The organism is Spirillospora sp. NPDC052269, assembly GCF_040679435.1.
Classification (GTDB): Bacteria; Actinomycetota; Actinomycetes; order Streptosporangiales; family Streptosporangiaceae; genus Spirillospora.
Window position 1 is genome coordinate 44,819 of the sequence record NZ_JBFAUU010000029.1, and the last position, 13,478, is coordinate 58,296.

The 13,478-nt window shown below is 70.9% G+C and carries 8 protein-coding genes; 1 reads left to right on the top strand and 7 read right to left on the bottom strand.

What is annotated here, in order from left to right; translation table 11 throughout:
* Positions 1 to 100: 100 nt before the first annotated feature.
* From AB0L06_RS40345 to dxr, 5 genes are all read right to left on the bottom strand, one after another.
* On the bottom strand, positions 101 to 1,726 hold the full coding sequence (locus AB0L06_RS40345) for an alpha/beta hydrolase (RefSeq protein ID WP_500236682.1): 1,626 nt from the start codon (positions 1,724 to 1,726) through the stop codon (positions 101 to 103).
* 293 nt (positions 1,727 to 2,019) lie between these two features.
* Positions 2,020 to 3,639 carry an alpha/beta hydrolase gene (locus AB0L06_RS40350; RefSeq protein WP_500236684.1) on the bottom strand — a complete coding sequence of 540 codons (1,620 nt, stop codon included), beginning with the start codon at positions 3,637 to 3,639 and terminating at the stop codon, positions 2,020 to 2,022.
* Between the two features lie 281 nt (positions 3,640 to 3,920).
* Positions 3,921 to 5,138, bottom strand: coding sequence for a flavodoxin-dependent (E)-4-hydroxy-3-methylbut-2-enyl-diphosphate synthase (gene ispG, locus AB0L06_RS40355; protein WP_500236685.1), 1,218 nt, complete (start codon positions 5,136 to 5,138; stop codon positions 3,921 to 3,923).
* 102 nt (positions 5,139 to 5,240) lie between these two features.
* Positions 5,241 to 6,431 (bottom strand): M50 family metallopeptidase, encoded by a 1,191-nt coding sequence (locus AB0L06_RS40360; protein WP_500236686.1) that lies wholly within the window; start codon positions 6,429 to 6,431, stop codon positions 5,241 to 5,243.
* A 48-nt stretch (positions 6,432 to 6,479) separates the two neighbouring features.
* Positions 6,480 to 7,667 (bottom strand): 1-deoxy-D-xylulose-5-phosphate reductoisomerase, encoded by a 1,188-nt coding sequence (gene dxr / locus AB0L06_RS40365; protein ID WP_500236741.1) that lies wholly within the window; start codon positions 7,665 to 7,667, stop codon positions 6,480 to 6,482.
* Between the two features lie 307 nt (positions 7,668 to 7,974).
* On the opposite strand from dxr, the gene AB0L06_RS40370 reads away from it, so the two are divergent.
* Complete coding sequence (locus AB0L06_RS40370) at positions 7,975 to 9,060, top strand: trypsin-like serine peptidase (protein WP_500236688.1); 1,086 nt, start codon at positions 7,975 to 7,977, stop codon at positions 9,058 to 9,060.
* Between the two features lie 67 nt (positions 9,061 to 9,127).
* Here AB0L06_RS40370 and AB0L06_RS40375 read toward each other — a convergent pair whose 3' ends face one another.
* Together AB0L06_RS40375 and AB0L06_RS40380 are read right to left on the bottom strand one after the other, a co-directional pair.
* Complete coding sequence (locus tag AB0L06_RS40375) at positions 9,128 to 10,540, bottom strand: sensor histidine kinase (RefSeq protein WP_500236690.1); 1,413 nt, start codon at positions 10,538 to 10,540, stop codon at positions 9,128 to 9,130.
* A 687-nt stretch (positions 10,541 to 11,227) separates the two neighbouring features.
* Positions 11,228 to 12,565, bottom strand: a complete 1,338-nt coding sequence (locus tag AB0L06_RS40380; protein WP_500236692.1) for an extracellular solute-binding protein — start codon at positions 12,563 to 12,565, stop codon at positions 11,228 to 11,230.
* Positions 12,566 to 13,478 lie beyond the last annotated feature (913 nt).

Sequence of the window (13,478 nt, forward strand, 5' to 3'; positions counted from 1 at the left end):
GACCGCCCGAACGAGCGTGGCCCCCGCCGACGAAAGGTCGGCAGGGGCCACGGAACCGCAGGTCACGACGCCGCCACCGGAGCGGCGGCGCCGGGACGGCTTACTTGGTGATGTCCAGGCCGAGCGGCTTGACGGACGCGCCCTTGAGCCCGGCGGCGTTCGCCGGAGGCGTCGGGTCACCGGTCGACTTGACGTAGGTCAGGCCCGCGGACGGACGCTGGCCGGTCAGGAAGTAGGTGTCCCACACCGCGTCCACGGCCGGGTTGCCGCGGTGCACGATGCAGTGCGTCCGGCCGTCGGACTCGACGAGCATGCGCGAGCCCTTCAGCGCCCGGTGCAGCTCCAGCGCGCCCGGGAACGGCGTCGCGGCGTCGCTGGCGGCGTTGAACATCATGATGTTCGACGGCAGCTTCTTGACGTGCCGGACGTCCACCGGCGTGCCGGCCTTGGCGGGCCAGTTGATGCACGGCGCGTTGAACCAGACGTTGCCCCAGGTCAGGAACGGGTGCTTCTTCTGGATCCTGTCGTTGTCGCGCTGCCACTTGGCCCAGTTCGTCGGCCACTGCACGTCGGTGCACTGGACGGCGTTGTAGCCGAAGTAGCTGTTGTCGTCGGACTCGCCGGTGGTCGGCCCGCCGAAGGCGTCGGCGAACCCGGCCATGTCGCCCTTCTTGTAGGCGGCCAGGCCGTTCGCGGGCGGGAACCAGTAGCTCGGCAGCCGCCGGTACGCCGCGTTCTGGATGTTGTCGGTCAGCGAGTCGGACGAGACCGCGGTGACGTCACCGGACTGCGGGTCGGTGACGGTGACCGGGTTCTTGGCCAGCTTGGCGCGCAGGTCGTAGAACCACGAGCGCACCTGCTGCTGCGTGGTGCCCAGGTGGTACACCTTGTCCCACTTGGCCAGCCAGCCGAAGAAGTAGTCGATGTTCCGGTCGAACCAGATGTCCTGCTGCAGGTTCGCGTCGTACCAGACACCGCCCGGGCCGACGTTGCCGTCCAGGGCCATGCGGCCGACCTTGTCCGGGAACATCGCGGCGTAGACCTGGCCCAGGTAGGTGCCGTAGGACGAGCCGTGGTAGTCCAGCTTCTTGCTGCCCAGCGCCTGGCGGATGGACTCGACGTCCCTCGCCGAGTCGGTGGTCTTGTCGTGGTTCAGCAGCCCGACCTTGTCGGCCTTGCCGCAGTCCTCGGCGTACTTCTTGGTCTTGGCGAGCCAGACCTTCTCCGACGCGGCGTCACCGGTGCCGTAGTCGGGGCGCGGCTCGAGCTGGAAGGAAAGGTCGCACTGGATGGCCGGGACGCTGTGCCCGACGCCGCGCGGGTCGAACCCGACGAAGTCGTAGGCGTCCTGCATGGCCTTGCTGCTCTGGTTGAACATCCGGCCGCCGAAGTAGGCGCCCGAGCCACCCGGGCCACCCGGGTTGACGACCATCTGGCCCATGGCCGCGCCGGAGCCGGTGTGCGGCGTGAAGGTCACCTCGAGGGTGATCTTCGTGCCGTTCGGCTTGGCGTAGTCCAGGGGCACGCTGAGCTCGGCGCACTTGATGCGCTTGGAACCCTGCGCCTGAGCGGTGTCGGACGACGCCACCGAATGGACGATGTCCGCCGCACAGGCGTGCCAGGCGAGGGCCGACGCCGGCTTCGCCGCCGCCTGGGCGGATGCGGCCGCGCCGAGCCCGGCGAGCCCGAGGCCGGTCACCGCGGCGACCGTGACGAGTCGTTTCACGAACCACTCCTCCTTCGGACCCCCACGCGGGAGGGTCCTGAAATGGACGTACCGAGCGATCTTCGTCAACGCGACATATGGGAAGTCAGCCGCCAAATTGTGTTGTATCCGACTTGAGTCTCCGCCGTGACCCGATAGAGACCAGGCCACTACAGGACATCGGGGTTGTATCGGTGGTATAGGACGGTCCCAAAACGAGACGGGCCCCGCCTCCGAGGAGACGGGGCCCGTCGTGGAGCGTCGTGCGAGGCTCCACGGGGAACCTCACACGGTGTTCCGCGTGCGGACGTCGCTTACTTGATGACGTCGTTCAGCAGACCGGCGGAGACGGCCGCGCTGCGCATCCCGGCCGGCGGGGTGGGGTCACCCAGCTGCGGGACGTGGACGGTCCGCTTCGACGGCAGCTTCCCGCCAAGGAAGTACGCGTCGAAGTAGGCGTCCACCGCCGCCGAACCGCGGTGCACGATGCAGTGCGTGCGGTCGCCGTCCTGGACGACCAGGTGCGAGCCCTTGAGGTGGCGCTGCATGTCCAGCGCGCCCTTGTACGGGGTCGCGGCGTCGGCCGTCGCCTGGAACATCAGGATGTTCTTCGGCAGGTTCTTCACCGCGCCGATGTTCACCGGCTTGGCGGCCTTGGCCGGCCAGCCGAGGCACGGCGAGTTGAACCAGACGTTGCCCCAGGTGCCGAAGGGCGCGATCTTGTTGACCCGGACGTTGTCCTTGTGCCACTTCTTCCAGCTGGTCGGCCACTGGGTGTCGGTGCACTGGACGCCGTTGTAGACGGCGAACTCGTTGTCGTCCACCGCGCCCTTGGTCGGACCACCGAAGGTGTCGACGAAGGTGGCGGTGTCGCCCGTCTTGTACGCCGACAGGCCCACGGCGAACATGTTCCACACGGCCTGGCTGCGGCGGTAACCGGCGGTCTGGATGACGTCGGTCAGGGCCGCGGAGCTGACGGCCGCGCTCTTGTCCGCCGAGTAGACCGGCTTCTTGGCGAGCTTGGCGCGCAGACCGTAGTAGAAGGAGCGGACCTCCTTCTGGGTCTTGCCCAGGTGGTACACGGAGTCGTACTTGGCCAGCCAGCCGAAGTAGTAGTCCATGTTCTTGTTGAACGCCACGTTCTGGTCCAGGTTGGCCTGGTACCAGACGCCGGACGGGCCGACGACGCCGTCCAGCACCATGTGGCCCACCTTGGTCGGGAACATGGTCGCGTAGACCGAGCCCAGGTAGGTGCCGTAGGAGGCGCCGTAGTAGTCGAGCTTCTTGTTCCCCAGCGACAGGCGGATCGAGTTGAGGTCGCGCGCCGAGTCGGTGGTGTGGATGTGCTTCAGCAGACCGATCTTGTCGGCCTTCTTGCACTTCGCGTCGTAGGCGTAGGTGCGCTTCAGCCAGATCTTCTCCGACTTGGCGTCGCCGTTGCCGTAGTCCGGACGCGGCTCGAGGTTGTAGCCGGTGTCGCAGCTGACCGCGGGCTTGCTCTCCCCGACGCCGCGCGGGTCGAACCCGATGACGTCGTAGGCGGCGCGCATCGCGGCGGAGTTCTGCGCGAACACGCGCGGGCCGAAGATGCCGCCGGCGCCGCCCGGGCCACCCGGGTTGACGACGATCTGGCCCTTGGCCTTGCCGCTGCCCGTGTGCGGGGTCTTGGTCACGAACAGGCTGATCTTCTTGCCGTTCGGCTTGGCGTAGTCCAGCGGGACCTTGAGCTCACCGCACTGAACGATCTTCGAGACCGGGAAGATCGGGTCGTAGTTCGCGGCGACCGTCTTGACGAAGTCGGCGGAACACGCGTGCCACTTGACCGCGGACACCTTGGCGGCGTCCGCGTTGCCCGTGGCGGCCGAGGCGGCGGTGGCGCCGAGGGCGGTGACGCCCAGGCCGGCCGTCGCGGCGACGATGACGAGTCTCTTCACAGATCACTCCTCCACACCGGACCCTCTGATAGGCCCGGTTCACGGTGATTCGCCCGAAATTTTGGCGATCACCGAGGTCACGGAGGTAGTACTCGCACGTTGATCGTTGTTACATGGTTGCCCTTTCGTGATTTTTGCCTCTTAGATGAGCGAAAGGTAAATATCGCCATCAACGCGAAAGCCCCTGGGGCTTCCCAGGGGCTTCGCATGCGCGCAGGGGTCAGCCCGCGTAGCCGATCTCGTGACCGGTCACCGGTGGCCTGTGGCGGCGGGGCTCGGCGTCAGCTGACCGTGACGGTCGCGCCGGGGCCGCCGGCCGAGCCGTCCGCGGCGATCACTGTGCCGTCCTCGCCGATCTCGAGGCCCATCTCCTCGGCGATGCGCATGGCCTCCTCGATGAGGGTCTCGACGATCTGCGCCTCGGGGACGGTCTTGACGACCTTGCCCTTGACGAAGATCTGGCCCTTGCCGTTGCCGGACGCCACGCCCAGGTCGGCCTCGCGGGCCTCGCCCGGGCCGTTCACGACGCAGCCCATGACGGCGACGCGCAGCGGGACGGGGAAGCCCTTCAGCCCGGCCGTGACCTCCTCGGCGAGGGTGTACACGTCCACCTGCGCGCGCCCGCAGGACGGGCAGGAGACGATCTCCAGGCCGCGCTGCTTCAGCCCCAGCGACTCCAGGATCTGCGAGCCGACCTTGACCTCCTCGACGGGAGGCGCCGACAGCGAGACGCGGATCGTGTCGCCGATGCCCTGCGCGAGCAGCGCGCCGAACGCCACCGACGACTTGATCGTGCCCTGGAACGCCGGACCGGCCTCGGTCACGCCCAGGTGCAGCGGGTAGTCGCAGGCGGCGGCGAGCTGCCGGTAGGCCTCGATCATCACGACCGGGTCGTTGTGCTTCACCGAGATCTTGATGTCCCGGAAGTCGTGCTCCTCGAACAGCGAGCACTCCCACAGCGCGGACTCGACCAGCGCCTCGGGCGTGGCCTTGCCGTACTTCTCCAGGAGGCGCTTGTCGAGGGAACCGGCGTTCACGCCGATCCGGATCGGGGTGCCCGCGTCCTTGGCCGCGCGGGCGATCTCGCCGACCTTGTCGTCGAACTTCTTGATGTTGCCCGGGTTCACCCGGACCGCCGCGCACCCGGCCTCGATCGCCGCGAACACGTACTTCGGCTGGAAGTGGATGTCGGCGATCACCGGGATCGGGGACTTGCGCGCGATCGCCGGCAGCGCCTCCGCGTCGTCCTGCGACGGGACGGCCACCCGGACGATCTGGCAGCCGGACGCGGTCAGCTCCGCGATCTGCTGCAGCGTGCTGTTCACGTCGGCGGTGAGCGTCGTGGTCATCGACTGCACCGACACCGGGGCGTCGCCGCCCACCGGCACGTTGCCGACCATGATCTGCCGGGACTTGCGACGCTCGCCGAGCGGCCAGGCCGCACCGGCAGCCTCCTCGTCGCCGCCCCTGATCGTCGGAATACCCAGTGAAACGCTCATCCCACTCCTTCACGCTCTCGCCCACCCAAGCCTAAGTGCCTGTGGTGGGTGACGTGACGCGGATGGGTGACGAAGTGGGTCACTCTTTGTAGCTATTCCGTGTCATCCAGGTATCTGTAGCGGGTTGAACAGGTCCGCGAGTATCAGGAGCAGTCCGAGCCCCACCAGTATCAGGACGGCCAGATACGTGATCGGCATGAGCTTGGTCATATCGACCGTCCCGGGGTCGGGCAGGCCCCTCCGCCGGGCCAGCCGGGCCCTGGCCCGCTCGTAGGCCACGACGGCCAGGTGCCCGCCGTCCAGCGGGAGCAGGGGGATCACGTTCAGCGCGCCCAGGAAGACGTTGACCGACACCACCAGCTGGAGGAACAGGAAGGTCTTGTCGCGGGCCGAGCTGTGCGAGGAGAAGATCTGCCCGGACACCTCTGTGGCCCCGACCACACTGCCGACCTGCCCTCCGGGGGTGCTGGCCCGGTCCGGTGAGAACAGCTTGGGCAGCGCCTTCGGGAGGTTCACGGCGACCTCGCCGACGGCCTTGAGCATCGCGCCGAGCGACCGGCCGCCGTAGCCGAGTGCGGCGACCGGGCCGAGGCGCTCGTAGTGCCGTCCGACGATCTTGGACTGGATGCCGATGAAGGCCGCGCCGGAGAGGTCGGCCATAGTCACCTGGACGGTCAGCTCGGCGCCGCCGCGCCGGACGACCACCGGGACGGTCTGCCCCGGACGGGCCTTGCCGATCGCGTCCCGGAACTGCGTCCAGTCGTTGACGGGCGTCCCGCCGAAGACCACGATCCGATCACCCGGCCGGATCCCGGCGGCCTTCGCGGGCGACACCGGACGCCCCTCGCAGGACGTCGACGCGCCCGCCGGGACGCAGGCGCTGACCGCCTCGACCGTCGAGCTCGGCGTCCCCAGGTGGAGCTGCCCGACCGTCATCGCGGTCACGGCGAGCAGCAGGAAGGCGAAGACGAAGTTCACCACCACGCCCGCGGAGATCACGATGGCGCGCCGCCCGGCGGGCTGCCTGTAGAAGGCCCGGTCCCGGTCCTCCTCGGGGATCTCCTCCAGCGGCGTGTAGCCGACGATCCGGACGAATCCGCCGAGCGGCAGGGCCTTCACGCCGTACTCGGTCTCGCCGCGCCGGCGGGACCACAGGGTCGGACCGAACCCGACGAAGTACTGGGTGGCCTTCATGCCGAACCGCTTGGCGGTCAGCAGGTGCCCGCCCTCGTGCAGCATGACCGACACCAGCAGCGCCACGACGAAGGCCACGGCGCCGAGGAGAAAGGCCATCCGCGGGCCCCCTTCGGGCGGTCGCGCCGCCGGGGGCCGCTCCCCCGGTCAGCCGGTCTCGGTCAGCGCGCGGGCGCGCTCCCTGGCCCACGCGTCGGCGGCGAGGACGTCGTCGACGGTCAGGTCGGCCGTGCCGGCGTCGCGCGCCGCGTGCTCCTCCACTACCCGCGCGACGGTGTCGACTATCCCCAGGAACGGCAGGGTTCCCGCCCGGAAGGCTTCCACGCACACCTCGTTCGCCGCGTTGAACACCGCCGGGAACGTGCCGCCCTCGGCGCCGACGTGCCGGGCCAGCCGGACGGCCGGGAACGCCTCGTCGTCCAGCGGGAACAGCTCCCAGGTGTGGGCGCGCGTCCAGTCCACGCCGGGCGCGGCGTCCGGGACTCGGTCGGGCCAGTCCAGGCCGAGGGCGATCGGCAGGCGCATGTCGGGCGGGCTGACCTGGGCGAGCGTCGAGCCGTCCACGAACTCCACCATCGAGTGGATGTAGGACTGCGGGTGGACCATGACCTCGATCCGGTCCATCGGCACGTCGAACAGCAGGTGCGCCTCGATGACCTCGAGGGCCTTGTTCACCAGGGTCGCCGAGTTGATCGTGATGACCGGGCCCATGTCCCAGGTCGGGTGGTTCAGGGCCTGCTCGACGGTGACGTCGGCCAGCTCGGCGCGGGTGCGGTTCCGGAACGGCCCGCCGCTCGCGGTCAGCACCAGCCGCCGGACCTCCTCGGCGCTGCCGCCGCGCAGGCACTGGGCAAGAGCCGAGTGCTCGGAGTCGACCGGGACGATCTGCCCCGGCCGGGCCCGCCGCTTGACCAGCGGGCCGCCGACGATCAGCGACTCCTTGTTGGCGAGCGCGAGGGTGCGACCGGCGTCCAGCGCGGCGAGCGTGGACGCCAGGCCCAGCGCGCCGGTGACGCCGTTCAGCACCACGTCACAGGGCAGGGCGGCGACCTCGGCGACCGCGTCCGGACCGGCGACGATCTTCGGGATCGGGTACTCCCCCGCGCTGTACCCGCGCCTGCTCGCCTCGGCGTAGAAGGCGAGCTGGAGGTCCTGCGCGGCCGAGGCACGCGCGACGGCGACCACCTCGGGGTGGAACTCCAGGGCCTGCTCGGCGAGCAGGTCCACCCGTCCGCCGCCCGCCGCCAGGGCGGTCACCCGGTACCGCCCGGGGTTGCGGCGGATCACGTCGAGGGCCTGGGTGCCGATCGACCCGGTCGAGCCGAGCAGCACCACCTCGCGGAGTCCCGCCCCGCCGAGCGTTCCGGCGGGGTTCTCGGCGCGGGCTCCGCCGGGGTCTCCGGCCGGGTTTCCAGTCGCGGTTCCAGTCACGTTCCCATTGTCGGCCATGACCGGCCACGCCGAGGACGGTCCCCAGAGAACCCGCACAGGGCCTCCACAAGGAGGAACACCCAAACACGCCGTCCGCCTCTGACGGGCTTTGTCCAGTTATGCCACTAGCCGTGTCAGTTCGCCCGGCATACCGTCCGCTGGCGGGCTTCCACTCGCATCCCCGTCTCCAACCCCGACTCGAGGAGACCCGATGGGACGCCTCCCCCTCCGCCCGAGCCCCCGCCCCACCCCCCGCCGGATCGCCCTGGCGCTGCTCGCCACGGCCGCGGTCGTCCCGCTCGTCGCCGGCCCCGCCGCCGCGGACCCCGCGCCCACCGCGCCGCGCGACCGCACCCCGACGGCCCCGTTCCCGACGGCGCCCAACCCCACCGCGCCCAATCCCACCGCGCCCGACCCGACCGCGCCGTTCGCGCCCGGGCCCACCGCGCCGGTCGTCCACCCGCTGGCCTCGACCACCGCGTCCCAGCAGGCGCTGGAGCGCTTCTGGACGCCGCAGCGGATGCGCTCGGCCACCCCGATGGACGCGCTGACCAGCGCCAAGCGGATCACGCCCGAGCAGATCAGGAAGGGCGTGCCCGCGGTCGTCCAGTACTCGCAGCCGAACGGCGGCGCGGCCTGGACGGGCGGCGGCGCGATCACCAAGACCGCCGGACGGGTCTTCTTCACCTACCAGGGCAGGACGGCGTCCTGCTCGGGCGACGCGATCACCAGCAGCAACAAGAGCGTCGTCGTCACCGCCGGGCACTGCGTGAAGCTGGGCGGCGTGTGGCACACCAACTGGGTCTTCGCCCCGGGCTACAGCAACGGCAACGCGCCCTACGGCACCTGGGCCGCCGCCAAGACGCTGTCCACCCCGCAGTGGACGGCCAGCGAGGACCTCAACTACGACGTCGGCGCGGCCGTGGTCGGCCCGCTGAACGGGCAGTTGCTCACCGACGTGGTCGGCGGCCAGGGCATCGCGTTCAACCAGGCGCGCGGCCAGGTCATGTACGCGTTCGGGTACCCGGCGGCGGCGCCCTACGACGGGACGAAGCTGATCTACTGCTCCGGCTCGGTCATCAACGACTTCCTGACGAGCAACGACCTCGGCATCGGCTGCGACCAGACCGGCGGCGCGAGCGGCGGCCCCTGGTTCCTGAGCTTCAGCGAGTCGTCGGGCGCCGGCGTGCAGAACTCGGTGAACAGCTTCAAGTACAACTTCCTGCCGAACTACATGTTCGGTCCCTACTTCGGCACCGACGCGCAGAACCTCTACAACACCGCCCAGTCGTCCTGACCGCCGGACCCGGACAGGCGATCATGTGAGGTGACCGGACGAGTGCGGCGCCGCCCCGGATGACCCGTCAGCCCCGGCCCGCGAGCGGGAGGGACAGGACGAACGCGGCGCCGCCGCCGGGGGCGTCCTCAACGGTGAGCGCGCCGCCGTGCCGGACGGCGATCTCCCGCGCGATCGGCAGGCCGAGTCCGCTGCCCCCGGCGTCCCGGCTGCGCGCCGCGTCCAGCCGGGTGAACCGGTCGAAGATCCGCTCGCGCTCGCCCGCCGGGACGCCCGGGCCGTCGTCGGCGACGGTGACGACGGCCCGGCCGTCCTCCGGCCGGACGGTCACCACGACCTTGGACTCGGCGTGCCTGTCGGCGTTGGCCAGCAGATTCACCAGGGCGCGGGCGAGCTGCAGCCGGTTGGCGACGACCATGACGTCCGGCCCGGCGTCGATCACGACCGGGACGCGCGGGTCGCGCCGCCGGTGCTCGGCCCGCACGAGCTCGCCGACGTCCACCACCGAGCGGGCGGGCTCGACGCCGGAGTCCAGCCGGGCGAGGGCGAGCAGGTCGTCCACGATCTGGTGCAGCCGGTCGGCGTCGCGCAGCGCGTCCCGCATCGTGCGCTGCGGGTCGGTGCCCTCGGGATCGTCCAGCGCCAGCTCCAGCCGGGTGCGCAGGCCGGTCAGCGGGGTGCGCAGCTCGTGCGAGGCATCTGAGGTGAAGCGTCGCTGCTGCGCGACCGCGGCCTCCAGCCGGTCCAGGGTCGCGTTCACGGTGGCGGCGAGCCCGGCGATCTCGTCCCCGGTGTCCGGCTCCGGGACGCGCCGGGACAGATCGGACGCGGTGATGTCGGCGAGCCCCTGCTCGATCCGGCGGACCGGGCGCAGCGCCCGGCCGGCCGCCCGCCACACCCCCGCCGCGACCAGCCCGAGCACCGCGGCGCAGAGCAGGCCGAGGACGAACTCGGGGACGACGCTGCCGACGAACCACGGCTCCGGGATCGCCGCGTAGACCGTCACCTCGCCGTACGCGTCGGTGACGACGTCGTATCCGACGACGACCGCGCAGCCGCGCGCGACCTGCCGCTTGCCGCAGACCCGGACGTCCACGCGGGAATCGGCCTCCGTCGGCCGCTGCCGGGTCAGCGGAGGCTCGCCCTTCAGCGCGGCGGACGCGGCGAGCACCCGGCCGGTCTTGTCGTCCACGATCTGGATCGCGACCGAACGTCCCTGCAGCGGGATGGGGTCGGGCAGCCGCCCGGCGGTGGCGGCGACGGCAACGCGCCGGGCGGCCTGCGCGGTCTCGTCGTGCACCTGCGCGCGGGCGACCCACTGGAGCAGGACCCCCGCGGCGGCCACCAGGACCACCAGCAGCAGTCCGGTGCCGAGTGACGCGGCAAGCGTGACCCGGCCGCGGATGGAGCGCGGGCGCGGCCGCGGGGCGCCTCTCCTCCGAGGCGCCTTTCCCTCCGGCCCGACCGCCCCGACCCGCATGTCTCCTTTCTAGGCGGGGGCCGTCCAACAACCGGCAAAGCACGCTCCCGGACCGTTCCAGGGCCGCGCACCCCCTACCGGATTCCTGTTGTTTCCGCAGGTCACGACACGGGCGAGGGGGAGATCGGCGCACTGATGCTTTGCTGGCACTTGCACCGCGCGTATCCGATACAACACAATCGGCGATCTATAACTGAAGTTACGTGATCCCGACTCCCGCTACGGGGGGAATGGCAATGGTTCCGCAGGGCGAGCTGAGGTTCGATCCCAGCGCGCTGAGCGCCTCGCAACGTGAGGGCGACGCTTGCGTCGTCTGCCACAAACGGTGGCCGCGTCCGCGGGTGCGCGTCGGTCGTCTGCCCGACGGCCGGGAGGTGGTGGCGTGCGATGACTGCGCGCCGGTCCTTCCCGTCCCGCGCGGCCGGCCGAGGACGACGCGGAACGACGGGGAGCGGGACACGGACGCCGAAGGACCGGTGGTGGAGCCGGCGTCGGCGACTGCGGCGGCCGTCGACTAGGCCGCCTCGGAACTGGAGGTCTCTCCAGGAGAGGGTGACCCGGAGATTCGGGGGGAGATCCGGGACCACCCCGTAAGGGCGCGCCCGGCTGGGGGCGGTCGGGCGCGCCGCCCCTCCCACGTGGCGTCGCCCCTCGCCCCGGCCCCACTCGGCGGCCGGCGCCCCGGCCCTACTTGGCGGCCAGCACCTCGTCCCAGCGGCGCACCCACTCGGTGTAGTCCGTGCAGGCCGTGTCACCGCCGTCGCCGCCGCCCTTGGCGCACGTCTTCGCCGGGGTGTGCGCGAACAGCACCCGGTCGATGAACTGGCGGTCGCCCACGTGGTAGGCGTTGCAGAACGCCGTCTTGAGACGGTCGCCGGAGCACGCCTGCGGGTTGGCGGGCGCGACGCCGTTCCACTCGGCCACCTGCTGCTGGACGTCCGGGGAGGCCGTCCACTGGAGCCACTGGTACATGCAGTTGGGGTGCTCGGCGCGGGAGCCGATCATCCATCCGGTCATCCAGCCGGACACGCCGTCGGACGGCGCGACGCCCTGCACCGGACGGCCCGCGCGGGTCAGCACGTCCACCTGGTAGGGCCACGCCTGGCCCAGCACCGCGTTGGTGACCTGGCCGGCGAGGTTCGGCTGGCCGCCCGCGAACAGGCCGACCGCGTCGGACGGCTGGCTCCAGTACTGCGCGACGTACGGACGCTGCCGCTTCAGCAGCCGGACGGCGGCGTCGAGCTGCCTGGGGGTCAGCGAGTACGGGTCGCGGATCTTCAGCGAGCGCTGGTGGGACCGCAGGTACAGGGCGGCGTCGGAGATGGTCAGCGGCGAGTCGCGCATGACGACCTTGCCGCCGTACCGGCGCACCTGGTCGGTGTCGAACAGCCCGCCCAGCCCGGTCGGCGTCTGCACCTGCTGGGTGTCGTACATGATCAGGTTGAAGCCCCAGGTGAACGGGACGGCGTAGGACTTGGTGCCGTCCTTGCTCCGGAGCAGGGTGCGCAGCTTCGGCTCGAGCCTGCGGTAGCCGTCCACCAGGTCGGGGTTGACCGGGGCCACGTCGCCGTCGCCGACGAGCTGCCCGGCGATCTCGGGCGGGGCGGCGACGCCGTCGTAGCGGCGGCCCTTGTTGTGCAGCAGGTCGCGGGCCTCCTGCGGGGTGCGGACGACCCGCCAGCCGACCTTGCAGCCGGTGCGCTCCTCGAACGGGGTGACCCAGTCGACCCGGGGGTCGCTGCTGCCGTTCTCCATCTGGCCGGGCATGGTGACCAGGTTCAGCTCGCCCTCGCCCTTGCCGAGCGCGGTCGCCATCCGGACCGTCCCGGCCTCGTGGGACTTGCCGCTGCACGCCGCGAGCAGCGACGCGGCCAGGCCCGCGGTCAGCGCGACCGCCATCGCGCGCGTGCCGAAGCGCCCTCGACTCCGTGGGCGGACCCGCGGCGCGGAGTGCTCCGCCCGCTCCTCGACCCGCCGTCCGGCCCGTCGCCCGTCACGCCGGTCCGCACCGGTCCACCGCAGCATGTCGCTCCCGCTCCCCGTCCGCCGTCGGGGAGACTTTACCGCCGCATCGGCCGCCTCCGGGCGGCCATTACGACGGGACGCCCGGACCACGGCGCTCCCCACGATCGAAGCGAACACGCGGGCGCACTTTATCCGGTCTTTTGCGCGTGCCATTGACGGAGCGTTCGGGGAATGTGAAACCGCCGCGACCCGGGAGGCAGTGGGTGCTGGCGTCCGCGCCACACACGGAGGTTGCTGGAGAGGGATATGGCGCGGGCTACTGCCGTTTTCCCGGGGCACGGCGGCACCGGTGGGGACGTGGCGAGGTTGGGGAACAGCGGATCACCTTGCAGTGCTGCCTGGCCACGCGGTCACCGGTCCCCGGCGAGGCGGCGACGGTGTGACGCCCTCGAGACGGAGGAGATTCGAGGGGCGTCGCGCGTCCCGCCGGAGGTCGCGGGGCGGCCGTGGGGGGCCGCCTGTCCGCGGGTGCTGCCTGTGATCGTTGTGTTGGATCACCTCGATCCGTGCGATGAGCCTGCGCGGGGTCTCGGCCTCGACGAAGTCCCCGATGTCCAGATGCCGGGGCGGCAGCGCCCACCAGTGGCCGGTGAACGAGCCGAACCAGACGGTCCAGCCCGGAAAGCGCCGGGAAAGCGCCTCGACCTCCGCCGAGTGGTCATCAGTCATCGGGTGACCTTCCTGCCGGCGCGGTTCCGAACGCGGAGACGCCTGTCGGGCCGTGACCTTTTTCAATTCCGTCCCCATTAATTGGGACAGTTCAGATTGTGTCCCCGGTCACAGGGCCAGTCAATACTTGTAGCTATTATTTGTCGGGGCGCGAATGGCGAAAATTGACGACGGAAACATCCGGGCGGCAGAAATTCCCGATGCCCGGACCTGCGGCTTCGCCGATCCGGCGCACGTCGCCCAC